The sequence below is a fragment of the Paraburkholderia dipogonis genome (genome assembly GCF_042680985.1).
GTDB lineage: Bacteria > Pseudomonadota > Gammaproteobacteria > Burkholderiales > Burkholderiaceae > Paraburkholderia > Paraburkholderia phytofirmans.
Genome location: NZ_JBHUFR010000032.1, coordinates 68553 through 92520 on the forward strand (window position 1 = coordinate 68553; position 23968 = coordinate 92520).

The window sequence follows — 23968 nt, forward strand, 5'->3', positions numbered from 1 at the left end:
AGAATCTCCCGCTCAGTGGGCGCGTGAAAGGTACGCGTTGAAACCGTGGTCGAGATAGGCATTGAGCGGCAGGTCGTCGCTTAGCATGGCGGCATCGATATCGGCGAGTTCAGCGGTACGTTGCTGGTCTTCCCAGTAGGCAATGCCCACGAGGCTGATGACCAGCGCGGCCAGCGGCCACGCAAGCGCGAAACGGCGCAGCGGCGAACGGCGGCGCTGCGGCAATTCGACCGGCGGCATGCCGGCTGCCATGCCCGCGCCGGCGAAGGCCGGCACGAACACCGGCGCGCTCACGGTTTCGGGCTTCTTGCGGGCAAGCGCGGCACGGCGCGCCGCGGCGAGTCGATCGACGGTGGCGGACGGAATGCTGGCAGCGTTTTCGTCGAGTGCGCGGCGCACTTGGCGGGCGAACTCGAGTTCTTTAGTTTCTAGGGAGCTCATAGCGTGATTCCTTTGGCCTTGAGCGCTTGCGCCAGCGTGTGGGTGGCCCGCGAACAGTGCGTTTTCACACTGCCTTCGGAGCAGCCCATAGCGGCGGCAGTCTCGGCGACATCCATATCTTCCCAATAACGCATGAGAAACGCCTCCCGTTGACGTGCCGGTAACTTTTGGATCTCGTCGTCGATTAACTGCAGGACCTGTTCGCGTTCGAGCTTCTGTTCGTTGCTCTCGGAGCCCGCCGAGCCCTGCTGGGCCTCGAAGGTTTCGAGCGGGTCGAAATCTTCGTCGTCGGCGTTGCCGAGCGACGAGAAGAGGCTGACCCAAGTATTGCGTACTTTGGCACGACGGAAATAGTCGTGCATCGCATTCTGCAGAATACGCTGAAACAGCAGCGGAAGTTCGGCCGCTGGACGGTCGCCGTATTTTTCGGCGAGCTTGATCATCGCGTCCTGCACGATATCCAGCGAGGCGTCGTCGTCCCGCACGGCGTAGACCGTCTGCTTGAATGCGCGCCTTTCGACGCCCGCCAGAAAATCGGCGAGTTCCTTGTCTGATGCCATCCGTTGGGGGTCGGCGCAGCGAGCGTGCGCGTAATCGGTCGAAAAATGTCGTAAAACTCGCGGATGCTAACAAACTTTTGCGCCGCTGGGGCGAAACGTGATGCACCTTGCATCTCTATAACAAGGTTTCGGTCGCTTTTGGCTAATTGTTGAGATTCGGCTGATGGCGCCACGGCAATATTTGCTTGACCGCGCGGGCGTCTGCAGATATCGTCGCTGGTTCGCAACATAAGTGACTTGTCTCAATTGAGGTGTGGCCCAAGAAGCTCACCTGTCAACTGGACGCGCCGCTTGAACCCGAGCCACAAGCCCGGCAGAGAGCACCCGATCAAATTTTTGCCGAAATTTCGAAAGGTGAATTAATGAATATGCCCAGCGCGGAATTCTCCACGTCGGATACGACACCCCATCCCGAAGCTGACTCTATCGGCGCCACCGTGCTCATGAAGGCACTGGCCGACGAAGACGTCGAGTTTGTGTGGGGCTATCCCGGCGGCTCGGTACTCTACATTTACGACGAGCTGTACAAGCAGGACAAGTTCCAGCATATCCTCGTGCGCCACGAGCAGGCCGCGGTCCACGCCGCCGACGCTTATTCGCGTTCCACCGGCAAGGTCGGTGTGTGCCTCGTGACCTCCGGCCCCGGCGTCACCAATGCGGTGACCGGCATCGCCACCGCCTACATGGATTCGATTCCCATGGTGGTGATCAGCGGCCAGGTGCCGACTGCCGCGATCGGCCAGGATGCGTTCCAGGAATGCGACACCGTCGGTATCACGCGTCCCTGCGTGAAGCACAACTTCCTCGTGAAGGACGTGCGCGACCTCGCCGCTACCGTCAAGAAAGCGTTCTTCATTGCCCGTACCGGCCGTCCCGGCCCGGTGCTGATCGACATTCCGAAAGACGTGTCGAAGGCGCCCTGCCAGTACGAACCGCTCAAGACCGTTTCGCTGCGCTCGTACAACCCGGTCACGAAGGGCCACTCCGGCCAGATCCGCAAGGCGGTCTCGCTGTTGCTGTCGGCCAAGCGCCCGTACATCTACACCGGCGGCGGCATCATTCTCGCGGACGCCTCGCGCGAGCTGAACCAGTTCGCCGATCTGCTCGGCTATCCCGTCACCAACACGTTGATGGGTCTGGGCGGTTACCGGGCGAGCGACAAGAAATTCCTCGGCATGCTCGGCATGCACGGCACGTACGAAGCCAACATGGCGATGCAGCACTGCGACGTGCTGATCGCGATCGGCGCGCGCTTTGACGACCGTGTGATCGGCGACCCGGCTCACTTCTCGTCGCGTCCGCGCAAGATCATCCATATCGACATCGATCCTTCCTCCATCTCCAAGCGCGTCAAGGTCGACATTCCGATCGTCGGCGACGTGAAGGAAGTGCTGAAGGAATTGATCGAGCAGTTGCAAACGGCCGAGCATGGCCCGGACACCGCGGCGCTCGCCGACTGGTGGAAGGACATCGAAGCCTGGCGCGCTAAAGACTGCCTCAAGTTCGACCGCAAGAGCGACATCATCAAGCCGCAGTACGTGGTGGAAAAGGCGTGGGAACTGACCGACGGCAATGCCTTCGTGTGTTCCGACGTCGGCCAGCACCAGATGTGGGCGGCGCAGTTCTATCGCTTCAACAAGCCGCGCCGCTGGATCAATTCCGGTGGTCTCGGCACGATGGGCTTCGGCCTGCCGGCGGCGATGGGCGTGAAGATGGCGCACCCGGACGACGACGTGCTCTGCATCACGGGCGAAGGCTCGATCCAGATGTGTATTCAGGAGCTCTCCACCTGCAAGCAGTACGAGACGCCGGTGAAGATCATTTCGCTGAACAACCGCTATCTGGGCATGGTGCGCCAGTGGCAGCAGATCGAATACAGCAAGCGCTATTCGCATTCGTACATGGATGCGCTGCCGGATTTCGTGAAGCTCGCCGAAGCGTACGGCCACGTCGGCATGCGTATCGAACGCACGGCCGATGTCGAGCCGGCGCTCAAGGAAGCGCTGCGTCTGAAAGATCGCACGGTGTTTCTCGATTTCCAGACCGATCCGACCGAAAACGTCTGGCCGATGGTTCAGGCCGGCAAGGGCATCACCGAGATGCTCATGGGTTCGGAAGATCTATAACGACGGCATCCGCGTCGGCTTCGTTGTGCGCGCCTTCATGAAAGGCGAAAGCACACGAAGCGGCGCCAAGCCGTTCGCGGACATCGACAAAACATCTGGAAGAAGCGAATCATGAGACACATTATTTCCGTCCTGCTGGAAAACGAGCCTGGCGCGTTATCACGCGTGGTGGGTCTCTTCTCGGCACGCGGCTACAACATTGAAACCTTGACGGTGGCTCCGACCGAAGACCGTTCGCTGTCGCGCATGACCATCGTCTCCATTGGCTCGGACGACGTGATCGAACAGATCACGAAGCATCTGAACCGCCTGATCGAGGTGGTGAAAGTGGTCGACCTTACCGAGGGCGCCCACATCGAGCGCGAGCTGATGTTGATCAAGGTGAGGGCGGTCGGCAAGGAGCGTGAGGAGATGAAACGGATGTCGGATATTTTCCGCGGCCGCATCATCGACGTCACCGAAAAGACCTACACGATCGAACTGACGGGCGCGAGCGACAAGCTCGATGCCTTTATCGAAGGGCTCGACGCTACGGCGATTCTCGAAACGGTCCGCACGGGCGGCTCGGGGATCGGTCGCGGCGAGCGCATTCTGAAGGTGTAACGCGCGAGCGTTCAACCGTCTCGATCCAGGCCGGGCCGTGCCTGCACCAACCCGGCCAAGCAACACACTATTTGCAGTATTTGAATTTCATTGAATCATCGAATTTAGCCAAGGAACCGACATGAAAGTTTTCTACGACAAGGACGCTGACCTCTCCCTCATCAAGGGCAAGCAAGTCACGATCATCGGCTATGGCTCGCAAGGCCATGCGCACGCGCTGAACCTGAAGGAAAGCGGCGTGAACATCACGGTCGGTCTGCGCAAGGGCGGCGCATCGTGGAGCAAGGCTGAGAATGCCGGCCTGCAAGTCAAGGAAGTGGCGGAAGCCGTCAAGGGCGCGGACGTGGTCATGATGCTGCTGCCGGACGAGCAGATCGCCGAAGTCTATGCGAAAGAAGTGCACGCCAACGCCAAGCAAGGCGCGGCGCTGGCCTTCGCGCACGGCTTCAACGTTCACTACGGTCAAGTGATTCCGCGTGCCGACCTCGACGTGATCATGATCGCGCCGAAGGCGCCGGGCCACACGGTTCGCGGCACCTACTCGCAAGGCGGCGGCGTGCCGCACCTGATCGCGGTCGCGCAAGACAAGTCGGGCGCGGCACGTGACATCGCTTTGTCGTACGCAGCAGCGAACGGCGGCGGCCGTGCCGGCATTATCGAAACCAACTTCCGCGAAGAAACGGAAACCGACCTGTTCGGCGAACAAGCCGTGCTGTGCGGCGGTACGGTCGACCTGATCAAGGCCGGCTTCGAAACGCTGGTGGAAGCGGGCTACGCGCCGGAAATGGCGTATTTCGAATGCCTGCACGAACTGAAGCTGATCGTCGACCTGATCTACGAAGGCGGCATCGCGAACATGAACTACTCGATCTCGAACAACGCCGAATACGGCGAGTACGTGACGGGTCCGCGTATCGTGACGGCTGAAACGAAGAAGGCGATGAAGGCCGTGCTGACCGACATTCAAACGGGCGAGTACGCAAAGAGCTTCATCATCGAAAACAAGGCCGGCGCGCCGACGCTGCAATCGCGCCGCCGTCTGACGGCTGAACACCAGATCGAAACGGTCGGTGCAAAGCTGCGTTCGATGATGCCGTGGATCGCCGCGAACAAGCTGGTCGACCAGTCGAAGAACTAAGCTGCTTGTAGCTGATGTCCGGTGCGGCGTCATGCCGTAATAGCCGGACAGATCAAAAAGCCGCCCAAGGGTGCTGAACCCTGGGCGGCTTTTGCTATCCTACGGTTTTACAAAAACACAGAAGCCATTCATGAATTACCCTCATCCGATCATCGCGCGAGAAGGCTGGCCGTTCATCGCCATCGCGGCCGTCGTTGCACTCCTGGTTCACTTCATCGCGGGTTTCGGCTTTTCATGGCTGTTCTGGCTCCTCCTGATCTTCGTCGTGCAGTTCTTCCGCGATCCCGCGCGCCCGATCCCCACGCAGGCGAATGCCGTGCTGTGCCCGGCCGACGGCCGCATCGTCGCGGTCGAAACCGCGCATGATCCGTACGCCAATCGTGAAGCGCTGAAAATCAGCGTGTTCATGAACGTGTTCAACGTCCACTCGCAACGTTCGCCGGTGGATGGCGCAATCTCCAAGGTCGAGTATTTTCCGGGTGCGTACCTGAATGCCGCGGTGGACAAGGCTTCCACCGAAAACGAGCGCAATGCGGTGGTGATCGAAATGGCCGGCGGCCAGACGGTGACTTCGGTGCAGATCGCCGGTCTGATCGCGCGGCGCATTCTTTGCTACGTACGGGCAGGTGAGCCGCTCACCCGCGGTCAACGTTACGGATTTATCCGCTTCGGTTCGCGCGTCGACGTGTATCTGCCGGTGGGCAGCCGTCCGCGTGTGTCGATCGGCGAGAAGGTTTCGGCGTCGTCCACGATCCTCGCTGAACTATAAAGCGGCACCAAGGAGGTTTTCCGAATGGCCGCATTCAAACCGCGTCGACCCCGTAATAGCGGACCGCTTCCGCGTCCGTTCCGCCGCAACAAGCCGATGGTGACGGAGGCGGCAGTCGACAGCCGGCGTGCGCAGCGTCAGCAGTTCCTGAGAAAGCGCGGCATTTATCTGCTGCCGAACGCCTTCACCACGGCCGCCTTGTTCTGCGGCTTCTTCGCCGTGGTGCAGGCCATGAATGTGCGTTTCGAGGTCGCGGCCATCGCGATCTTCGTGGCCATGGTGCTCGACGGCATGGACGGCCGCGTTGCCCGCATGACGCATACGCAAAGTGCGTTCGGCGAGCAGTTCGACAGCCTGTCTGACATGGTGTCGTTCGGCGTGGCGCCGGCGCTGGTCATGTACGAGTGGATTCTGAAGGACCTCGGCCGCTGGGGCTGGCTCGCGGCGTTCGTCTACTGTTCGGGCGCGGCATTGCGTCTCGCACGGTTCAACACGAACATCGGCGTAGTCGACAAGCGCTTCTTCCAGGGCATGCCGAGCCCGGCCGCGGCGGCACTGATCGCCGGTTTCGTGTGGCTCGCCACGGACAACCGCGTGCCGCTCAAGCTGGTGTGGTTGCCGTGGGTTGCTTTCGTGCTGACGATTTACGCCGGCGTGACGATGGTGTCGAACGCTCCGTTCTACAGCGGCAAGGCACTCGACGTGCGGCATCGCGTGCCATTCGGCGTGATTCTGCTGGTGGTGGTCGCGTTCGTGCTGGTGTCCTCCGATCCGCCGTTGATGCTGTTCGGCCTGTTCGTGCTGTACGGCCTGTCCGGCTACGTTTTCTGGGGTTATCAGGCGGTCAGGGGCAGGGCGAATCCGGCCAGGTCGGTGTCGGTAGACAGGTAGCGATCGCTTTGCGTGCGCGACAGGGCACGGCATGAAAATACGGCGGCCTCCGGGTCGCCGTTTTGCTTTGGGCGAGGCCGCCCAGCGGCGCTCCGCGGCTTGTCCCAGGCAGGTCCGGCGCTAATTGCACGGCGGCGCGAATGTCGCTATAGTCGTTGGATCAATGCGTGCACGTTCCTTGCCGAGCCGCGCAACAAGTCTCGACAGGCGGCGCGCCGCTGAGCCCGCCAATGCTGGAGCGTCTGCCGCGCGGATCGTCGCGCCGACCGTCACGCTTTTGGCCACGCTGATCTTTTTTGCCCTCGGTCCACCTCGTCCGTGATCGAGCGTCGCCAGCGGTGGCGCAGACAGCCAGATTCCAATATCCCATCCCCACAATTGAACGACTCCGCAGGAGACCCGACATGTCCGACAAACTGATCATTTTCGACACCACGTTGCGAGACGGCGAACAATCGCCCGGCGCGTCGATGACTAAGGAAGAGAAAATCCGTATCGCCAAGCAACTCGAACGGATGAAAGTGGACGTGATCGAAGCAGGCTTCGCGGCAAGCTCGAACGGCGACTTCGATTCGATCCATACGATCGCAGGCCTGATCAAGGACAGCACGATGTGCTCGCTCGCCCGCGCGAACGACAAAGACATTCAGCGCGCAGCCGAGGCGCTCAAACCGGCCGATCACTTCCGCATCCACACCTTCATTGCAACCTCGCCGTTGCATATGGAAAAGAAGCTGCGCATGACGCCGGACCAGGTGTTCGAGCAGGCGAAGCTGGCCGTGCGTTTTGCCCGCAAATTCACCAACGACGTGGAGTTCTCGCCGGAAGATGGCAGCCGCTCGGATATGGATTTCCTGTGCCGCGTGCTGGAAGCGGTGATCGCCGAAGGCGCGACCACCATCAACATCGCGGATACGGTCGGCTATGGCGTGCCGGAGTTGTACGGCCAACTCGTGAAAACGTTGCGCGAGCGCATTCCGAACTCGGATAAGGCGGTGTTCTCGGTGCATTGCCATAACGACCTCGGCATGGCGGTGGCGAACTCGCTGGCCGGCGTGCAGATTGGCGGCGCGCGTCAAGTGGAGTGCACGATCAACGGGCTCGGCGAGCGCGCGGGCAACACGTCGCTCGAAGAAATCGTGATGGCCGTGAAGACGCGCAAGGATTACTTCGGGCTCGATATCGGTCTGGATACCACGCAGATCGTGCCGGCTTCCAAGCTGGTGTCGCAGATCACCGGTTTCGTCGTGCAACCGAACAAGGCGGTGGTCGGCGCGAACGCTTTTGCGCACGCGTCGGGCATTCACCAGGACGGCGTGCTGAAGGCGCGCGACACCTATGAAATCATGCGCGCCGAAGACGTGGGCTGGAGCGCGAACAAGATCGTGCTCGGCAAGCTGTCGGGCCGTAACGCGTTCAAGCAGCGTCTGCAGGAACTGGGCATCGCGCTGGATAGCGAAGCGGAATTGAACACGGCGTTCGCGCGCTTCAAGGAACTGGCCGACCGCAAGTCGGAAATCTTCGACGAAGACATTATCGCGATCGTCACGGAAGAATCCGCCGAGGCGCAGGAGAGGGAGCACTACAAGTTCCTGTCGCTGTCGCAACACTCGGAAACCGGCGAGCAGCCGCACGCCAAGATCGTGTTCTCGGTGGAAGGCAAGGAAATAACCGGCGAAGCGCGCGGCAACGGCCCCGTCGACGCCACGCTGAACGCGATCGAAACGGAAGTGGGCAGCGGCTCGGAGTTGCTGCTGTATTCGGTGAACGCGATCACGACCGGTACGCAGGCGCAAGGCGAAGTGACCGTGCGTCTGTCGAAAAGCGGACGTATCGTCAATGGCGTGGGTACCGATCCGGATATCGTCGCCGCTTCGGCCAAGGCGTATATCTCGGCGCTCAACAAGCTGTATTCGAACGCGGACAAGTTGAATCCGCAACGTTCGGAGTAAATGGCGCAGTTTCAGCGCGCTGACGGCGCGGCTGCGTGGCCACCGTTCACCGTTGTCGTAGGAGTTAACAAAGCCCCGTGCCTCGATTGGCGCGGGGCTTTGTTCATTGCGAGCGGCGTTATTCCGTTGCCGTGCGTCGCATCGACCAGCCACGTGACGCGCGCGCTTGCGCCTGGACCTGGTGCCGCACTTCGACGGCGATATCGCGCCGCGGTGCATCGGCCACGAACGTGTCGAGCAGTTCGCGCACGTCGTGGTCGACGAAATCGGCGCGCGTTGCATCGACGATCAAGGTGGAGCCGTCGGGAATCTGCTGCAAGTAGTGTTTGAGCGGCACCTTGCCGAGAAACGACACGTCTTTGCGAAACGACAGCAGATAGTGATCGCCGTGCTGCGCGAGCACGATCGGGCTGCGCAGATTCGCGTACAGCGCGAGCAGCACGCTGCACAGAATGCCGAGCACGATGCCGATCAGCAGGTCGGTCGCGAGCACGCCGACGAGGGTGACCATAAACGGCGCGAACGGCGCAAAACCCTGTTTCGCGACGGCGACGAACAGCGACGGCTTGGCGAGCTTCAGTCCCGTGAAAATCAGGATCGCCGCGAGACATGCCAGCGGAATCAGGTTGATCACGCTAGTGAGCGCAAACACGCTGACGAGCAGCAGCACGCCGTGAATCATCGCCGAGAGCCGGCTTTGCGCGCCCGCGTGCACGTTGGCCGAACTGCGCACGATCACCGAGGTGATCGGCAAGCCGCCAATTGCGCCGGCAATCAGATTGCCCACGCCTTGCGCCTTCAGTTCACGATCCGGCGGCGCGGCGCGTCGTTCGGGATCGATCTGCTCGACGGCTTCGAGGCTCAGCAACGTCTCCAGGCTCGCGACGATGGCCAGCGTGATGGCGACGCGCCAGACATCGGGATTGACGAGCTGTGCGAAGTGCGGCCCGAAGTCGGCCCACTCCAGTGCGAGTTGCAGCGCGGCGAACGATTCCAGCGGCGGCAGGGCGACCCTATGTTCGGCGGGCGGCGCGAGCGACGGCGCCAGCACGCTGAGCAGCAACGTCGCGCCGATCCCTAGCAGAACGACGGCGAGCGGCGCCGGTACGCGGCGCACCAGTGCGAAGCGTCGAAATGCGCGGGTTTCCCAGCCGATCAGAATTGCTAGCGACAGCAAGGTGATCACGCAGGCCGCCAGCGAGATCGAACCGAACGGCGTGGCGACCGAGCCGGCCGCCTGCGCGACACCTTGTGTGCCCGGCGCCGAATTCACGCCGGATAACCCGAGCGCGAGCGGGAACTGTTTGACGATCAGTAGCACACCGATAGCCGCGAGCATCCCCTTGATCACCGGCGACGGCACATAGGCGGCAAAACGGCCCGCCTTGAGCATGCCGAAGCCGAACTGGATCGCGCCGGACAGCAGCACGGCCAGCAGGAACGCGGAGAAGCTGCCGAGCTGCGCGATCCCGTCGACGACGATCACGACGAGGCCCGCCGCCGGCCCGCTCACGCTCAAGCGTGAGCCGCTCAGCACGGCCACCACCAGCCCGCCGACGATGCCCGAGACGAGCCCGGCAAATGGCTCGACGCCCGATGCGTTGGCGATGCCTAGACAGAGCGGCAGGGCCACCAGAAAAACGACCGTGCCCGCAAGCAGGTCGCGCTGAAAGGTGGAGAAGAAAGCTCGAAGGTTCATGGTGTCGGTGCCGTGAGGAGTGGGGCCTGGAATGCGGCGAAAGCTGAACCGGATCGGATTCGCATGAGGTGTCGCCGAAGTGTCGCCGAAGTGTCGCCGCTGTGTCGTGCTAGGCGGCGCTGTGGGCGGCGGTTGCGCAGGTCATCGCGTCGTCGGCGTCGTAGCCGGACGTGAGGACTTTGATGCGCCCGTCTTCGAGCGCGAAGATCCAGCCGTGCACGAGCGGCGCCGCATCGGCGTCCCGCACGATGGGGTGCGCGCGCAAGCCGCGCACCTGTTCGAGCACGTTCAGTTCGGCGAGACGGTTGACGCGCTCACGCTCTTCCTCGTGCCCCTGAAGTTCTTCGCGATGCGCTTTGGCGAGTGTGCAAAGCGGTGCGATCCGCCGGTTCACGTGCGGCAGGCTCGGCTCGGGCGGCAGCAGCGCGGCGCGCACGCCGCCGCAGCCGTAGTGGCCGCAGACAATCACATGGCCGACCTTCAGCACCTTCACCGCATATTCGAGGACGCTCGCCGAATTGTCGTCGTCGGGCTGAAAGAGGTTGGCAATGTTGCGGTGGACGAACAGGTCGCCCGGCTCGCAATGCGTGATGGTTTCAGCCGGCACGCGGCTGTCCGAGCAGCCGATCCACAGTACGTGGGGATTCTGGCCTCGCACCAGATCGCGAAAAAACTCGGGGTTGCGCACGGCGGTTTCATGCGCCCAGGCGACGTTGGCGACCAGCAGGCGTTTGGGACGATTCATGGATAGTGGCTCCGTAAGTGGGGCGAATTGATTCGGCGTCGAAATCACGGCTACGCTCGTGCGGCCCCATGGGAGGCCAGCACCGAATCAATTCTTACGAAAGCCTTTCTATCAAAAAATAAATCCGCTGTGCGCGAAATAAAATTCGCCGTCATGCGCAATAAATAAAAAAAAGCCGCTTGGGAAGGCGGCTTGGTAGATATATGCGAAACGGCTTGAATGGCGCTCAGAACAGGCTGCGGCGATCCGGATCGTGCAACGGATCGGGCGTTTTTTGCGTAAGACGCACGATGCCCTGCTCGTCGAAATAAAAGCTGTACATCATGTACCAGACGTTGTCTTCCAGATAGCGATAGGTCCAGACTTCGCGCTTCATCAGCGGGAAGTACGACGTTTCGACCGGCCGGCCGAAGTTCACCAGCACGTCGCTCTTGGTCCATTTGCCGATTTCCGCACGATAGAACTCGTTGGGCTGCAGCACCTGGCGCACGTTGACGATTTTGCCGGCCGCGTCGATGTCGGCCGCGGTGGTGGTTTCGCCCATCGGCTGGGTCGGCCACATCAGCCGCTTGCCGCCGTTCGGCAGGTCGTAGCTTTCACGCGGCGGACCGAGGCGCGCGACGATGGTCGATTCGTCCGCGCCTTGCTGGTATTGCTGCCATGGCTGCACGCAGCCGGCGAGCGCCAGCGCGCTCAGGCAGACGAGCGCCGCGCGGCGCAGGCGCCCTGCGGTCGGCGCTCCGATCGAGGCCGCCGTGGTGTGATGGCGGTTGAACATGTATTCCTCCGATGGCGTTTGAGTAGCGGTTTTTATCATCGAGACGCATTATTTTGACACGCGCTGTGGCAAAAGATTTGCGCTTCATGAAGAGCCGGCCGGGCACTACGGTAACGCTTGCGCCGGCTTGCTTATTCCGCCATGAACGACCTATGATCCGCGCTTTCATCTATCAGGCGGGGCGATGACGATGGCGAAGTGGCAACGGAGCGCGGCAGTGGCGCTGGCGGCGATGTCGATGGCGGCGGTGGCCGCGGTGGCGTATGCGGCGAGCGAGCCTGGTGCGATTGCGACTAACCGGGTGGCCGGACCCGCAGCTAGCCCGGCAGCTAGCCCGGCAACTGGCCCGGCAGTCGGCCCCGCAGCTAGCTCGGCGCCCAACCCGGTAGCTAGCGCGGCGGCGAAGCCCGCGAGCAAGCCCACCGGCGCGCCGATCCAGCTGGCGCTGATCGAAGGCATGTCCGGCCCGTTCGCGAACGCGGGCGCGGCGGTGGAGCGCAACTTGCGCTTCGGCGTCGAGCAGGTGAATGCGCATGGCGGCGTGAAGCTCGCCGATGGCGCGCATCCGTTCGAGCTGGTCGTGCTCGACAGCAAGGGCGGCACCGAAGAGGCGCTCACACAACTGCGCGCGGCCGCCGACCGCCATATCGGCTACATCATGCAGGGCAACAGTTCGGCGGTCGCCGCCGCGCTGATCGGCGCGATCGACAAGCAGAACAGTCGCGAACCGGGCAACCGTGAACTATTTCTCAACTATTCCGCCGACGACCCCGCGCTGACCAACGCCAACTGCAGCTTCTGGCATTTCCGCTTCGACGCGCACGCGGGCATGCGCATGGATGCGCTGGCCGACGTGATCCAGCGCGACAAGGCGGTGAAGAAAGTGTATCTGCTGAACCAGGACTACAGCTTCGGCCACGACGTCAGTAGCCTCGCGCGTTCGACGCTGGCGACGAAGCGTCCGGACATCGCGGTGGTCGGCGACGAATTTCATCCGATCGGGCGCGTGAAGGACTTCGCGCCCTACATCGCGAAGATCCGCGCGAGCGGGGCGGACGCCGTGATCACGGGCAACTGGGGCAACGACCTGACGCTGCTCGTCAAGGCCGCGCGCGAGCAGGGGCTGGACACGAAGTTCTACACCTTCTACGGCAACAGCCTCGGCGCGCCCGCCGCGTTGGGCGACGCCGGCGTCGGCCACGTGATCGCGGTGGCCGACTGGCACCCGAACGCCGGCGGCGCGCAATCCGACGCCTGGTACGCCGCCTTCCGGACCCGTTTCCCGGCCGCGCAGGACGACTACCCGGTGCTGCGCATGCCGCTGATGATCGAAACCCTGGCCGCGGCGATGACCCGCGCCGGCAGCGCCGACCCGACGGCGGTGGCGAAAGCGCTGGAAGGAATCAGGTTCGACAACGGCTTCCACGCCTCGCGGATGCGCGCCGACGACCATCAACTGATTCAGCCCCTTTACGTGATGGAGATGGACAAGGCCGGTACGCCGGGCGTGCATTTCGATAACGAAGGCTCCGGTTACGGTTTTCGCACGGTGCTGGCCCTGCCGCCCGAGCGCACGGTCCTGCCGACCGTCTGCAAGATGAAGCGGCCGTGATGCGGGCGGCGCGCGTCACGGCCGGTGCAGCGGGCTTCGCGGCCGGAATCGGCTGTGCTACAATACGCGTCCCGTTGTGAGGCGAACCGGTATCAAAGGTGCGTCGGCAATATTTAAAGCACACGGGTAACCCACGGCACGGCCTTTCTTCCGTGACCGCCTGTCTAGTTCTTAAGGAAATCGACATGTCCGCAGTTGAAACAAGCAAGAAGTCCGAAGTCGTTGCGCAATTCGCACGCGCAGCTAACGACACCGGCTCCCCCGAAGTTCAGGTCGCGCTGCTCACGACCCGCATTAACGAACTGACCGTTCACTTCAAGGCACACACGAAAGATCACCACAGCCGCCGCGGTCTGCTGCGCATGGTGAGCCGCCGTCGTAAGCTGCTCGACTACCTGAAGGGTAAGGACGCGGATCGTTACCGCGCACTGATCGAAAAGCTGGGTCTGCGTAAGTAATCGGCCAGTCGTTCAGCAAGATGCCTGTGTCAGTTCCACTGATACAGGCATTTTGTTTTTGCACGGTGCGCTTCATGTGATGCGCGCCGGCTGTTCTCCGCAGTGGCGTGCCGGTTCATGCGGCGGGAGCAGGTAGTAGAAATCAAGCAGCAGTAATCAAGCAGTAGAGCAAGCAGTAAAGAAGAGATTCATGGCCGGGCTTCAGGGGCGGAGCTTTGTGTCATTCCAGCGGTTCGCGCGCGTACTTATCGTAAGGCGTGGTTCTCTGGAATGGCATAACACTACTCTTCCCATGCGGCGCCGGTCCTGGCGTTGCCGCGCCGCTTCTGGTCCGCGCGGCATTACGAAGAGGAAAAGCAATGACTATGTTCAATAAGATCGTCAAAGAATTTCAGTGGGGACAACATAAGGTTCGCCTCGAAACCGGCGAAGTCGCTCGTCAGGCGAGCGGTGCCGTGATCGTCGACGTCGAAGATACCGTGGTGCTGGCCACCGTGGTCGGCGCCAAGACGGCCAAGCCGGGTCAGGACTTCTTCCCGCTGACCGTCGACTACCTCGAAAAGACCTACGCCGCCGGCAAGATCCCGGGTGGCTTCTTCCGCCGCGAAGGCCGTCCGTCGGAAGGCGAAACGCTGATCTCGCGCCTGATCGACCGTCCGCTGCGTCCGCTGTTCCCGGAAGGCTTCTACAACGAAGTCCAGGTAGTGATCCACGTCCTGTCGCTGAACCCCGAAATTCCCGCTGACATCCCCGCGCTGATCGGCGCGTCGGCGGCGCTCGCCGTGTCCGGTCTGCCGTTCAACGGCCCGGTCGGCGCAGCACGCGTGGCCTACATCAACAACGAATACGTGTTGAACCCGACGCGTCCGCAAATGAAGGAATCGGCGCTCGACCTGATCGTCGCCGGTACGGAACGCGCAGTGCTGATGGTGGAATCGGAAGCGCAGCAACTGAGCGAAGAAGTCATGCTCGGCGGCGTGGTGTTCGGCCACGAGCAGATGCAGATCGCGATCGACGCGATCCATGAACTGGTTCGCGAAGGCGGCAAGCCGGAATGGGATTGGCAACCGGCGGCAAAGAACGAGCCGCTGATCGCACGCGTGGCGGAACTGGCGCAAGCCGATCTGCTCGCCGCATATCAACTGCGCGACAAGCAAGCCCGTTCGACCAAGCTGAAGGAAGTCTACGCAGCAACGTCGAAGAAGCTGGAAGAAGACGCTGCAGCAGGCGGCACCGTGGCAGCCGACAAGGCAACCGTCGGCAACGTGCTGTTCGACATCGAAGCGAAGATCGTCCGTACGCAGATCCTGAACGGCGAACCGCGTATCGACGGCCGCGACACGCGCACCGTGCGCCCGATCGAAATCCGCACCGGCGTGCTGCCGCGTACGCACGGCTCGGCACTGTTCACGCGCGGTGAAACGCAGGCCATGGTGGTCGCAACGCTGGGCACGAAGGGCGACGAGCAGAACATCGACGCGCTCGAAGGCGAGTACCGCGAACGCTTCATGCTCCACTACAACATGCCTCCGTTCGCGACCGGCGAAACGGGCCGCGTCGGTTCGCCGAAGCGCCGTGAAATCGGTCACGGCCGTCTGGCCAAGCGCGCGCTGGCTGCATGCCTGCCGAGCGCCGACGAATTCGGCTACTCGATTCGCGTCGTGTCGGAAATCACGGAATCGAACGGTTCGTCGTCCATGGCTTCGGTGTGCGGCGGCTGCCTCGCGCTGATGGACGCCGGCGTGCCGATGAAGGCGCACGTCGCCGGCATCGCCATGGGCCTGATCCTGGAAGGCAACAAGTTTGCCGTCCTGACCGACATCCTCGGCGACGAAGATCACCTCGGCGACATGGACTTCAAGGTGGCGGGTACGGAACAAGGCGTGACCGCGCTGCAGATGGACATCAAGATCCAGGGCATCACCAAGGAAATCATGCAGGTCGCCCTCGCGCAAGCGAAGGAAGGCCGTATGCATATCCTGAGCAAGATGACCTCGGCGGTGTCGGGCGCGAACACGGTGCTGTCGGACTACGCACCGCGCATGATCACCATCAAGATCAATCCGGAAAAGATTCGCGACGTGATCGGCAAGGGTGGTTCGGTGATCCGCGCGCTGACCGAAGAAACCGGCACGACGATCGACATTTCGGACGACGGCGTCGTCACCATCGCAAGCACGAGCAGCGAAGGCATGGCCGAAGCGAAGAAGCGTATCGAGAACATCACGCTGGAAGTCGAAGTGGGCCAGGTGTACGAAGGTACCGTGCTCAAGCTGCTCGATTTCGGCGCGATCGTGAACATCCTGCCGGGCAAGGACGGTCTGCTGCATATTTCCGAAATCGCCAACGAGCGTATCAAGGACATCAACGACTACCTGAAGGATGGCCAGCAAGTGAAGGTCAAGGTCATCCAGACGGACGAAAAGGGCCGCGTGCGTTTGTCGGCCAAGGCGTTGCTGAACGAAGGTACAAACGGCGCGCCGCAAGGCGAACCGACGCCGCAGTAATGCGGTAGCAGAACAACGGCCGGCAGCGTGAACGCGCTCCGGCCGTTTTTTATGAAGGGCGCAGGGTGGATTGCGTTGCAAGTGGGCAGAAACGGTTACTCTATTTGCTCACCCCGGCATGCAACGCAATCCAATCTTGGAGTTGACGCAGATGAAAGCGATCGAAATCACCGAATTCGGAGCGCCGGACGTCCTGAAGCTGGCTGAGCGGCCCACGCCGCAGCCTAAAGCAGGCGAGGTGCTGATCAAGGTGGCCGCATCCGGCATCAATCGTCCGGACGTGTTCCAGCGCAAAGGCGGCTATGCGCCGCCGCCGGGCGCGTCGGATCTGCCCGGACTGGAAGTGGCGGGCGAAATCGTCGAAGGGTCGATCGACGAGAAGAACAACCCGTTCGGTCTGAAGGTTGGCGATCGCGTGTGCGCGTTGCTGGCCGGCGGCGGCTACGCGGAATACGCGGTCGCGCCGCTGCTGCAATGTCTGCCGGTGCCGGCCGGTTTGTCCGATGTCGAAGCTGCTTCGCTGCCCGAAACGTTTTTCACGGTGTGGAGCAATGTGTTCGACCGTGCGCAACTCGGCAAGGGCGAAGGCGCGCCGAACGAAACGCTGCTGGTGCAGGGCGGATCGAGCGGCATCGGCGTGACGGCGATCCAGATTGCGCATGCGCTCGGTTTTCGCGTGTTCGCGACCGCGGGCTCGGACGAGAAGTGCCGCGCGTGTGAAGCGTTGGGCGCCGAACGCGCGATCAACTACAAGACTGAAGATTTCGTCGAAGTGATCAAGTCGCTCACCAACGATCGCGGTGTCGACGTGGTCCTCGACATGGTGGCCGGCAGTTATGTGTCGCGTGAGCTGACGGCGTTGGCGGATGGTGGGCGCATCGTGTTGATCGCGTTGCTGGGCGGCGCGAAAGCCGAGCTGAATCTGAACGAAGTATTGCGCCGCCGTTTGACGGTGACCGGTTCGACGCTGCGTCCGCGGCCGATCGAATTCAAGGCGAAGATTGCCGCGCAGTTGAAAGAGCGCGTGTGGCCACATCTCGAAGATGGCCGCATCAAGCCAGTGGTGCATCGCGTATTTCCGGCGGCGCAGGCTGCCGACGCGCATGCGCTGATGGAGAGCAGCACGCATGTCGGCAAGATCGTACTGTCTTGGGGTCAGGACGCTTGACAAGGTCGGTTTGACACGGTCTGTTTGACCCGATCCACCCCACGCAGTAAAATTGCGCGTTTTGCGCACGCCGCATGAAACCGAAAGGCGGACTGTAAGCGCAAACAAAGTCCGCCGCCAAGACAAGACGAGACGATGTCGAAACAACGAGCCAAGCTGGTAGTCGGTAACTGGAAGATGCACGGGCGCCTCGCCGAAAATGCCACGCTGTTGCAAGCGGTGGCGCAAGGCGCGGGCGAATTGCCGGCCGACGTGCGCGTCGGCGTCTGCGTCCCGAGTCCGTATCTCGCGCAGTCTCAATCGTTGCTGGAAGGCAGCCGGGTGGTGTGGGGCGTGCAGGACGTGTCGGCATTCACGCATGGCGCCTATACGGGTGAAGTGGCCGCGCCGATGGTGGTGGATTTCGGCGCCACGCTCGCGATCGTCGGGCACTCGGAGCGCCGTGCCTATCATCGCGAAAGCGCTGAACTGGTTGCGGTGAAAACGCAGCGCGCGCTGGAAGCAGGCTTGACGCCTATCGTCTGCGTCGGCGAAACGCTTGAAGAGCGCGAAGCCGGTTCAACCGAGCAGGTGGTCGGCACGCAACTGGACGAAGTGCTGGCGAAATTGTCGGTGCAAGAGGCGGCGCGGCTTGTCGTCGCGTACGAGCCGGTGTGGGCGATCGGTACCGGCAAGAGCGCGAGCTCGGAGCAGGCGCAGGCGGTCCATGCGTTCCTGCGTGCGCGTCTGGCGGCAAAGGGCGTGGCGGTGGCGGATGTCCCGCTGTTGTACGGCGGGAGTGTGAAGCCGGAGAACGCGGAAGAATTGTTCCGCCAGCCGGATATCGACGGTGGCCTGATCGGCGGCGCGTCGTTGAAAGACCAGGATTTCCTGGCGATCTGCAAGGCGGCGGCCGCAACGAGCGTCGCCGGTTAAGCAGGGCGCCTTGGCGAGGATGACCCCATCCCGCGCAACACGCAGTGTGTCGCGCGGTTAAATAAAGACTCAGGTGAGTGTGATGCTGTATTTGAAAACATTGATTATCGTCGTTCAGCTGTTGTCGGCACTCGGGGTGATCGGCCTCGTCTTGCTGCAACACGGCAAAGGCGCCGATATGGGCGCGGCTTTTGGTAGCGGCGCGTCGGGCAGCCTGTTCGGCGCGACCGGTTCGGCGAACTTCTTGTCGCGTACAACGGCTGTGCTCGCAGCGGTGTTTTTTGTCACCACGCTGACGCTCACTTACCTCGGCGCATATCGTGCGAAACCTTCCGCAGGCGTGCTGGGCGCGGCTGTCACTGCACCGGTCGCGGCGTCGGCTGCGTCCGCACCGGCAGCTGGCTCGGCTGTTTTGCCTGCCTCGGCTGCGTCCGTTCCGGCAACCGACGTGCCGAAATAAATTTTCGCTCAAACGTGCTTTTGTGCGTTGAACAATCTGATTAGAACAGTTACAATCTAAGTCTTGAAGCGATTCGCGGGTTTTATAAGTTGTTTTCCCGGATTGCATGCAGTGCCGACGTGGTGAAATTGGTAGACACGCTATCTTGAGGGGGTAGTGGCGAAAGCTGTGCGAGTTCGAGTCTCGCCGTCGGCACCAAAATGTTATCTAAATGCCAGCCGCTTGCTTCGCTTCGGCTGGCATTTTCACTTCTGGCGTGCGGCTTGCGTTGGGCTTGCAGCATGTGCGTTTCGGAAGTGATTTCGCGTCAGGAGTGCTATGCTCCTGACGGCACTCAGAACCAACCGATTGAGGATAGTCTTGAACCTCGCAGCCTATTTCCCCGTCTTGTTGTTCCTCGTTGTGGGCACCGGTTTAGGCGTAGCACTGGTCAGTATCGGCAAGATCCTCGGTCCCAACAAGCCTGATACCGAGAAAAACGCACCGTACGAGTGCGGCTTCGAAGCATTCGAAGATGCGCGCATGAAGTTCGACGTGCGCTATTACCTCGTCGCCATTCTTTTCATCATTTTCGATCTTGAAACCGCGTTCCTGTTTCCGTGGGGCGTTGCCCTGCGCGACATCGGCTGGCCTGGCTTCTTGGCAATGATGATTTTCCTGCTCGAATTCCTGTTGGGCTTCGCCTATATCTGGAAGAAAGGCGGCCTCGACTGGGAATGATGGATTAATCGCCGGTTTGCGTGGGTGGCCAAGGCTTGCCGCCCCGTCTGGAGTGGAAAGCAAATGAGTATCGAAGGGGTCTTGAAGGAAGGGTTTGTCACCACCACGGCTGACAAACTGATCAACTGGACGCGCACCGGCTCGTTGTGGCCGATGACGTTCGGTCTTGCGTGCTGTGCGGTCGAGATGATGCATGCGGGCGCTGCCCGTTATGACCTCGACCGTTTCGGCGTGGTGTTTCGTCCGAGTCCGCGTCAGTCGGACGTGATGATCGTCGCCGGCACGCTGTGCAACAAGATGGCGCCGGCTCTGCGCAAGGTCTACGACCAGATGGCCGAGCCGCGCTGGGTGATCTCGATGGGTTCGTGCGCGAACGGCGGCGGCTATTACCACTACTCGTATTCGGTGGTGCGCGGCTGTGACCGGATCGTGCCGGTCGACGTCTATGTGCCGGGTTGTCCGCCCACGGCGGAAGCGCTGGTGTACGGCGTGATCCAGCTCCAGGCCAAGATTCGCCGCACCAATACAATCGCCCGTCAATAAGGCCAACGCCTCCCCCACAATATGGCAAGCAAACTCGAGACCCTGAAAGCGAACCTCGAGGCGGCCTTTGGCGGCCTCCTGCTGAACCTCAGCGAAGCAATCGGTGAGTTGACGATCGTCGTGAAGGCTGGCGACTACCTCAACGTGGCAACGCGTCTGCGCGACGACCGCTCGCTCGGCTTCGAGCAATGCGTGGATCTGTGCGGCGTCGACTATCAGACTTACGCTGAAGGCGCTTACGACGGTCCGCGTTTCGCGGCCGTGCTGCATTTGCTGTCGGTGCAGAACAACTGGCGTCTGCGTCTGCGCGTGTTCGCGCCGGACGACGAAGTGCCGATCCTGCCGTCCGTCGTCGATATCTGGAATTCGGTCAACTGGTACGAGCGCGAAGCGTTCGACCTGTACGGCATCGTCTTCGAAGGCCATCCGGATCTGCGCCGCATCCTCACCGACTACGGTTTCATCGGTCACCCGTTCCGCAAAGATTTCCCTGTCTCCGGTTATGTCGAAATGCGTTACGACCCGGAAGAGAAGCGCGTCGTCTATCAGCCTGTGACGATCGAGCCGCGAGAAATCACGCCGCGCGTGATCCGCGAAGATCGCTATGGCGGTCTGAAACACTAAGAGAACGCCATGGCAGAGATCAAGAACTACACGCTCAACTTCGGCCCTCAGCACCCGGCAGCGCACGGTGTGCTGCGCCTCGTGCTCGAACTCGACGGCGAAGTCATTCAGCGCGCCGATCCGCACATCGGTCTGCTGCATCGCGCGACTGAAAAGCTCGCCGAAACCAAAACATTTATCCAGTCGGTGCCGTACATGGACCGTCTCGACTACGTGTCGATGATGGTCAACGAGCACGGCTACGTGATGGCGATCGAAAAGCTGCTCGGCATCGAAGTGCCGGTGCGCGCGCAATACATTCGCGTGATGTTCGACGAAGTCACGCGCGTGCTGAACCACCTGATGTGGATCGGTGCGCACGCGCTCGACGTCGGCGCAATGGCGGTGTTCCTGTACGCGTTCCGTGAGCGCGAAGACCTGATGGACGTGTATGAAGCGGTGTCCGGCGCACGGATGCACGCTGCTTACTATCGTCCGGGCGGTGTCTATCGCGATCTGCCTGACGCAATGCCGCAATATAAAGCGTCGAAGATTCGCAATGCCAAGGCGTTGTCGAAGATGAACGAGAATCGTCAGGGTTCGCTCCTCGACTTCATCGACGATTTCTTCACGCGGTTCCCGAAGTGCGTCGACGAATACGAAACGCTGCTGACCGACAACCGGATCTGGAAGCAACGTCTGGTCGGTATCGGCGTGGTCAGCCCGGAACGCGCGCTGAATCTCGGCATGACCGGCGCGATGCTGCGTGGTTCGGGTATCGAATGGGATCTGCGCAAGAAGCAACCGTACGAGGTCTATGACAAGCTCGATTTTGACATCCCGGTGGGGGTCAACGGCGACTGTTATGACCGATATTTGGTACGCGTCGAAGAAATGCGCCAGTCCACACGCATTGTGAAACAGTGCGTTGAGTGGCTGCGTAAGAATCCCGGCCCCGTGATGATCGACAATCACAAGGTTGCGCCGCCGTCGCGCGTGGGCATGAAGTCGAACATGGAAGAGCTGATTCACCACTTCAAGCTCTTCACGGAAGGCTTCCATGTTCCGGAAGGCGAGGCATACGCCGCGGTCGAGCATCCGAAGGGCGAGTTCGGCATCTATCTGATCTCCGACGGCGCTAACAAGCCGTATCGCCTGAAGATCCGCGCACCGGGCTACGCTCACCTGTCCACGCTCGATGAAATGGCGCGCGGTCACATGATCGCCGACGCCGTGACGATCATCGGCACGCAGGACATCGTGTTCGGCGAAGTGGATCGCTAGGACGTATTCATCAGAGCGCGCCTTCAGATTGCACCGAAGCGCGCGTCAAGCAAAGGAACGCCGGGTCTGTCGCATCATGCAGCGCGCGACAGGTTTTCGTTCGGTAGGAATTGAAAGAGTCGTGTCTGAAAATGATCTCAGCTGAAGGCCTGAAAGAAATCGATCGCGCGATCGCGAAGTATCCCGCCGATCAAAAACAGTCCGCCGTGATGTCGGCGTTGGCCACCGCTCAGGAAGAGCATGGCTGGCTGACGCCCGAACTCATGCAGTTCGTCGCGGACTATCTCGGCATGCCGGCAGTCGCCGTGCAGGAGGTGGCGACCTTCTACACGATGTACGAGACCTCGCCGGTCGGCAAATACAAGATCACGCTCTGCACCAACCTGCCGTGCCAGCTCGGCCCGGACGGCGGCTCGGACAGCGCTGCTGAATATCTGAAGCAGAAGCTCGGCATCGACTTCGGCGAGACCACGGCCGACGGCAAGTTCACCCTGAAAGAAGGTGAGTGCATGGGTTCGTGCGGCGACGCGCCGGTGATGCTGGTGAACAACCATCGCATGTGCAGCTTCATGAGCCGCGCGAAGATCGACCAGCTGCTCGAGGAACTTTCGAAATGACGTCTTTACACGATCGTCACATCAAACCGCTGATTCTTGCCGGCCTGAACGGCGACAATTGGCATCTCGAAGACTATGTGGCGCGCGGCGGTTACGCCCAGCTGCGCCGTATTCTGGAAGAGAAGATTCCGCCCGAGCAGGTGATCGCCGACGTCAAGGCGTCGGGTCTGCGTGGCCGTGGCGGTGCAGGCTTCCCGACCGGTTTGAAGTGGAGCTTCATGCCGCGTCAATTCCCCGGCCAGAAGTACCTCGTCTGCAATTCGGACGAAGGCGAGCCGGGCACGTTCAAAGACCGCGACATCCTGCGTTTCAACCCGCATTCGCTGATCGAAGGCATGGCGATTGGCGCGTATGCGATGGGCATTACGGTCGGCTACAACTATATCCACGGCGAAATCTGGGAAGTCTACAAGCGCTTTGAACAGGCGTTGGACGAAGCTCGCCGAGCCGGGTTCCTCGGCGAAAACATCATGGGTTCGGGCTTCTCGTTCGAACTGCATGCGCACCATGGTTACGGCGCCTATATCTGCGGCGAAGAAACCGCGTTGCTCGAATCGCTGGAAGGCAAGAAAGGCCAGCCGCGCTTCAAGCCGCCGTTCCCGGCGAGCTTCGGCGTGTACGGCAAGCCGACTACGATCAACAACACCGAGACGTTTGCCGCGGTGCCGTTCCTGCTCGCGATCGGCCCGCAGAATTACCTCGAAATCGGCAAGCCGAACAACGGCGGCACGAAGATTTTCTCCGTCGCGGGCGACGTCGAACGTCCGGGCAACTATGAAATTCCGCTCGGCACGCCGTTCTCCACGCTGATGGAACTCGCCGGCGGCATGCGCGGCGGCAAGAAGATCAAGGCTGTGATTCCTGGCGGCTCGTCGGCACCGGTGATTCCGGGCGACATCATGATGCAGACCGACATGGACTACGATTCGATCGCCAAAGCCGGCTCGATGCTCGGTTCGGGCGCGGTCATCGTCATGGATGAAACGCGTTGCATGGTGCGCTCGTTGTTGCGTCTGTCGTATTTCTATTACGAAGAATCGTGTGGTCAATGCACGCCTTGCCGCGAAGGCACGGGCTGGCTGTACCGCGTCGTGCATCGTATCGAGCACGGGCTCGGCCGGCCGGAAGATCTGGATCTGCTGAACTCGGTCGCTGAAAACATCATGGGCCGCACGATTTGCGCGCTCGGCGATGCAGCGGCCATGCCGGTTCGCGGCATGCTCAAGCACTACTGGGACGAATTCGAATATCACGTCGCCCATAAGCATTGCCTCGTCGGCGGTCATGCCGGCGCAGCGGCGGCGCAGGAAACCGTAGCGGCTTGAGTCTGCGAATCGATAAGCAGATAAGCACGCAAAAGAACACGTCATCGCGGGATT

The 23968-nt window shown here is 61.5% G+C and carries 23 protein-coding genes and 1 tRNA gene; 19 read left to right on the top strand and 5 right to left on the bottom strand.

Annotated elements, in window-relative coordinates; genetic code table 11:
• Window positions 1-12: 12 nt before the first annotated feature.
• A complete protein-coding gene (locus ACFSNN_RS34360) occupies window positions 13-441 on the bottom strand; it encodes a DUF3619 family protein (RefSeq protein ID WP_012432360.1) in 429 nt (142 codons plus the stop codon).
• The gene (locus tag ACFSNN_RS34365; protein ID WP_012432361.1) at window positions 438-1001 is read right to left on the bottom strand and encodes an RNA polymerase sigma factor; all 564 of its coding nucleotides are present in this window, start codon (window positions 999-1001) and stop codon (window positions 438-440) included. The genes ACFSNN_RS34360 and ACFSNN_RS34365 overlap by 4 nt, the downstream gene beginning before the upstream one ends.
• Window positions 1002-1363: 362 nt before the next feature.
• On the opposite strand from ACFSNN_RS34365, the gene ACFSNN_RS34370 reads away from it, so the two are divergent.
• The 6 genes from ACFSNN_RS34370 (at window position 1364) to ACFSNN_RS34395 (ending at window position 8480) form a co-directional block, all read left to right on the top strand.
• Entirely contained in the window at window positions 1364-3127 is a 1764-nt protein-coding gene (locus ACFSNN_RS34370; RefSeq protein ID WP_012432362.1) for an acetolactate synthase 3 catalytic subunit, read from the top strand.
• Window positions 3128-3238: 111 nt separating this feature from the next.
• On the top strand, window positions 3239-3730 hold the full coding sequence (ilvN, locus tag ACFSNN_RS34375; RefSeq protein WP_012432363.1) for an acetolactate synthase small subunit: 492 nt from the start codon (window positions 3239-3241) through the stop codon (window positions 3728-3730).
• 121 nt (window positions 3731-3851) lie between these two features.
• Window positions 3852-4868, top strand: coding sequence for a ketol-acid reductoisomerase (gene ilvC, locus ACFSNN_RS34380; protein ID WP_074763518.1), 1017 nt, complete (start codon window positions 3852-3854; stop codon window positions 4866-4868).
• A gap of 130 nt (window positions 4869-4998) precedes the next feature.
• Window positions 4999-5637, top strand: a complete 639-nt coding sequence (locus ACFSNN_RS34385; RefSeq protein ID WP_012432365.1) for a phosphatidylserine decarboxylase — start codon at window positions 4999-5001, stop codon at window positions 5635-5637.
• A 24-nt stretch (window positions 5638-5661) separates the two neighbouring features.
• Window positions 5662-6528: a CDP-diacylglycerol--serine O-phosphatidyltransferase gene (gene pssA / locus ACFSNN_RS34390; RefSeq protein WP_012432366.1), complete on the top strand. Its 867-nt coding sequence runs from the start codon at window positions 5662-5664 to the stop codon at window positions 6526-6528.
• 404 nt (window positions 6529-6932) lie between these two features.
• Window positions 6933-8480 (top strand): 2-isopropylmalate synthase, encoded by a 1548-nt coding sequence (locus ACFSNN_RS34395; protein ID WP_134456673.1) that lies wholly within the window; start codon window positions 6933-6935, stop codon window positions 8478-8480.
• A gap of 118 nt (window positions 8481-8598) precedes the next feature.
• Here ACFSNN_RS34395 and ACFSNN_RS34400 read toward each other — a convergent pair whose 3' ends face one another.
• From ACFSNN_RS34400 to ACFSNN_RS34410, 3 genes are all read right to left on the bottom strand, one after another.
• Window positions 8599-10179, bottom strand: a complete 1581-nt coding sequence (locus ACFSNN_RS34400) for a SulP family inorganic anion transporter (protein WP_134456672.1) — start codon at window positions 10177-10179, stop codon at window positions 8599-8601.
• 109 nt (window positions 10180-10288) lie between these two features.
• Entirely contained in the window at window positions 10289-10924 is a 636-nt protein-coding gene (locus ACFSNN_RS34405) for a carbonic anhydrase (protein WP_012432369.1), read from the bottom strand.
• Between the two features lie 226 nt (window positions 10925-11150).
• Window positions 11151-11702 (bottom strand): hypothetical protein, encoded by a 552-nt coding sequence (locus ACFSNN_RS34410; protein WP_134456671.1) that lies wholly within the window; start codon window positions 11700-11702, stop codon window positions 11151-11153.
• A gap of 184 nt (window positions 11703-11886) precedes the next feature.
• Here ACFSNN_RS34410 and ACFSNN_RS34415 point away from each other — a divergent pair, with 184 nt between their 5' ends.
• The 13 genes from ACFSNN_RS34415 to nuoF all read left to right on the top strand — a co-directional run bounded on the left by ACFSNN_RS34415 (window position 11887) and on the right by nuoF (window position 23914).
• Entirely contained in the window at window positions 11887-13314 is a 1428-nt protein-coding gene (locus ACFSNN_RS34415; protein WP_134456670.1) for a branched-chain amino acid ABC transporter substrate-binding protein, read from the top strand.
• A 185-nt stretch (window positions 13315-13499) separates the two neighbouring features.
• Window positions 13500-13772, top strand: a complete 273-nt coding sequence (rpsO, locus tag ACFSNN_RS34420; protein ID WP_011487489.1) for a 30S ribosomal protein S15 — start codon at window positions 13500-13502, stop codon at window positions 13770-13772.
• Window positions 13773-14131: 359 nt separating this feature from the next.
• On the top strand, window positions 14132-16279 hold the full coding sequence (gene pnp / locus ACFSNN_RS34425) for a polyribonucleotide nucleotidyltransferase (protein WP_208949476.1): 2148 nt from the start codon (window positions 14132-14134) through the stop codon (window positions 16277-16279).
• Window positions 16280-16430: 151 nt separating this feature from the next.
• Window positions 16431-17447 carry an NAD(P)H-quinone oxidoreductase gene (locus tag ACFSNN_RS34430; RefSeq protein ID WP_134456669.1) on the top strand — a complete coding sequence of 339 codons (1017 nt, stop codon included), beginning with the start codon at window positions 16431-16433 and terminating at the stop codon, window positions 17445-17447.
• A 135-nt stretch (window positions 17448-17582) separates the two neighbouring features.
• The gene (tpiA, locus tag ACFSNN_RS34435; protein ID WP_134456668.1) at window positions 17583-18362 is read left to right on the top strand and encodes a triose-phosphate isomerase; all 780 of its coding nucleotides are present in this window, start codon (window positions 17583-17585) and stop codon (window positions 18360-18362) included.
• Window positions 18363-18444: 82 nt separating this feature from the next.
• Window positions 18445-18822, top strand: coding sequence for a preprotein translocase subunit SecG (gene secG, locus ACFSNN_RS34440; RefSeq protein ID WP_012432375.1), 378 nt, complete (start codon window positions 18445-18447; stop codon window positions 18820-18822).
• Between the two features lie 113 nt (window positions 18823-18935).
• Window positions 18936-19020 (top strand) — tRNA-Leu (locus ACFSNN_RS34445).
• 162 nt (window positions 19021-19182) lie between these two features.
• On the top strand, window positions 19183-19542 hold the full coding sequence (locus ACFSNN_RS34450; RefSeq protein ID WP_012432376.1) for an NADH-quinone oxidoreductase subunit A: 360 nt from the start codon (window positions 19183-19185) through the stop codon (window positions 19540-19542).
• A 63-nt stretch (window positions 19543-19605) separates the two neighbouring features.
• The gene (locus ACFSNN_RS34455; RefSeq protein ID WP_006052903.1) at window positions 19606-20085 is read left to right on the top strand and encodes a NuoB/complex I 20 kDa subunit family protein; all 480 of its coding nucleotides are present in this window, start codon (window positions 19606-19608) and stop codon (window positions 20083-20085) included.
• 21 nt (window positions 20086-20106) lie between these two features.
• Complete coding sequence (locus tag ACFSNN_RS34460) at window positions 20107-20709, top strand: NADH-quinone oxidoreductase subunit C (RefSeq protein ID WP_134456667.1); 603 nt, start codon at window positions 20107-20109, stop codon at window positions 20707-20709.
• A gap of 9 nt (window positions 20710-20718) precedes the next feature.
• Window positions 20719-21972: an NADH-quinone oxidoreductase subunit D gene (locus ACFSNN_RS34465; protein ID WP_134456666.1), complete on the top strand. Its 1254-nt coding sequence runs from the start codon at window positions 20719-20721 to the stop codon at window positions 21970-21972.
• 131 nt (window positions 21973-22103) lie between these two features.
• Window positions 22104-22589: an NADH-quinone oxidoreductase subunit NuoE gene (gene nuoE / locus ACFSNN_RS34470; RefSeq protein WP_012432379.1), complete on the top strand. Its 486-nt coding sequence runs from the start codon at window positions 22104-22106 to the stop codon at window positions 22587-22589.
• On the top strand, window positions 22586-23914 hold the full coding sequence (gene nuoF, locus ACFSNN_RS34475; RefSeq protein ID WP_134456665.1) for an NADH-quinone oxidoreductase subunit NuoF: 1329 nt from the start codon (window positions 22586-22588) through the stop codon (window positions 23912-23914). The genes nuoE and nuoF overlap by 4 nt, the downstream gene beginning before the upstream one ends.
• Window positions 23915-23968: the final 54 nt, after the last annotated feature.

What these genes read in the sequence shown, in the direction of transcription:
- ACFSNN_RS34360 (WP_012432360.1), bottom strand. Translation starts at nt 441, where the DNA reads ATGAGCTCCCTAGAAACTAAAGAACTCGAGTTCGCCCGCCAAGTGCGC.
- ACFSNN_RS34365 (WP_012432361.1), bottom strand. Translation starts at nt 1,001, where the DNA reads ATGGCATCAGACAAGGAACTCGCCGATTTTCTGGCGGGCGTCGAAAGG.
- ACFSNN_RS34370 (WP_012432362.1), top strand. Translation starts at nt 1,364, where the DNA reads ATGAATATGCCCAGCGCGGAATTCTCCACGTCGGATACGACACCCCAT.
- ilvN (WP_012432363.1), top strand. Translation starts at nt 3,239, where the DNA reads ATGAGACACATTATTTCCGTCCTGCTGGAAAACGAGCCTGGCGCGTTA.
- ilvC (WP_074763518.1), top strand. Translation starts at nt 3,852, where the DNA reads ATGAAAGTTTTCTACGACAAGGACGCTGACCTCTCCCTCATCAAGGGC.
- ACFSNN_RS34385 (WP_012432365.1), top strand. Translation starts at nt 4,999, where the DNA reads ATGAATTACCCTCATCCGATCATCGCGCGAGAAGGCTGGCCGTTCATC.
- pssA (WP_012432366.1), top strand. Translation starts at nt 5,662, where the DNA reads ATGGCCGCATTCAAACCGCGTCGACCCCGTAATAGCGGACCGCTTCCG.
- ACFSNN_RS34395 (WP_134456673.1), top strand. Translation starts at nt 6,933, where the DNA reads ATGTCCGACAAACTGATCATTTTCGACACCACGTTGCGAGACGGCGAA.
- ACFSNN_RS34400 (WP_134456672.1), bottom strand. Translation starts at nt 10,179, where the DNA reads ATGAACCTTCGAGCTTTCTTCTCCACCTTTCAGCGCGACCTGCTTGCG.
- ACFSNN_RS34405 (WP_012432369.1), bottom strand. Translation starts at nt 10,924, where the DNA reads ATGAATCGTCCCAAACGCCTGCTGGTCGCCAACGTCGCCTGGGCGCAT.
- ACFSNN_RS34410 (WP_134456671.1), bottom strand. Translation starts at nt 11,702, where the DNA reads ATGTTCAACCGCCATCACACCACGGCGGCCTCGATCGGAGCGCCGACC.
- ACFSNN_RS34415 (WP_134456670.1), top strand. Translation starts at nt 11,887, where the DNA reads ATGACGATGGCGAAGTGGCAACGGAGCGCGGCAGTGGCGCTGGCGGCG.
- rpsO (WP_011487489.1), top strand. Translation starts at nt 13,500, where the DNA reads ATGTCCGCAGTTGAAACAAGCAAGAAGTCCGAAGTCGTTGCGCAATTC.
- pnp (WP_208949476.1), top strand. Translation starts at nt 14,132, where the DNA reads ATGACTATGTTCAATAAGATCGTCAAAGAATTTCAGTGGGGACAACAT.
- ACFSNN_RS34430 (WP_134456669.1), top strand. Translation starts at nt 16,431, where the DNA reads ATGAAAGCGATCGAAATCACCGAATTCGGAGCGCCGGACGTCCTGAAG.
- tpiA (WP_134456668.1), top strand. Translation starts at nt 17,583, where the DNA reads ATGTCGAAACAACGAGCCAAGCTGGTAGTCGGTAACTGGAAGATGCAC.
- secG (WP_012432375.1), top strand. Translation starts at nt 18,445, where the DNA reads ATGCTGTATTTGAAAACATTGATTATCGTCGTTCAGCTGTTGTCGGCA.
- ACFSNN_RS34455 (WP_006052903.1), top strand. Translation starts at nt 19,606, where the DNA reads ATGAGTATCGAAGGGGTCTTGAAGGAAGGGTTTGTCACCACCACGGCT.
- ACFSNN_RS34460 (WP_134456667.1), top strand. Translation starts at nt 20,107, where the DNA reads ATGGCAAGCAAACTCGAGACCCTGAAAGCGAACCTCGAGGCGGCCTTT.
- ACFSNN_RS34465 (WP_134456666.1), top strand. Translation starts at nt 20,719, where the DNA reads ATGGCAGAGATCAAGAACTACACGCTCAACTTCGGCCCTCAGCACCCG.
- nuoE (WP_012432379.1), top strand. Translation starts at nt 22,104, where the DNA reads ATGATCTCAGCTGAAGGCCTGAAAGAAATCGATCGCGCGATCGCGAAG.
- nuoF (WP_134456665.1), top strand. Translation starts at nt 22,586, where the DNA reads ATGACGTCTTTACACGATCGTCACATCAAACCGCTGATTCTTGCCGGC.